This is a genomic window from Bacillus cereus (assembly GCF_015071065.1).
Lineage (GTDB): Bacteria > Bacillota > Bacilli > Bacillales > Bacillaceae_G > Bacillus_A > Bacillus_A cereus_BA.
In genome coordinates this window covers 1-267 of record NZ_VOVA01000107.1, presented here as the reverse complement: position 1 = coordinate 267, position 267 = coordinate 1, and the positions used below count along the sequence as shown (strand labels likewise).

Sequence of the window (267 nt, the reverse complement as noted above, 5' to 3'; positions counted from 1 at the left end):
AGTGGTGTTGAAGCCATGCATATGATAAAAAAAGAACAGGTTGATTTACGGGATCAGTCTGTTCAAAATCAGAAAGAATTCATCCATCAATTGTTTGAGCTGACAGCATAAAATACAATTCCGCTCGAAATATATGCGCTATATGGGGTACCGTCAGGAAAATGCGGATTTACAACGTTAAGGAAATTTCAATATTAAAAAGCCTTATTTCTCAGCATAAAAATGAAAAATTAGGCTTTTCATTGCTCCATTAAAGCGCCCTATTGT

General features: G+C 35.2%; 1 pseudogene. It reads left to right on the top strand.

Features of this window, described 5'->3' with window-relative positions:
• A pseudogene (locus FT637_RS29775) lies at positions 1 to 111 on the top strand (IS6 family transposase); the annotation flags it as partial.
• Between the last annotated feature and the right edge of the window lie 156 nt (positions 112 to 267).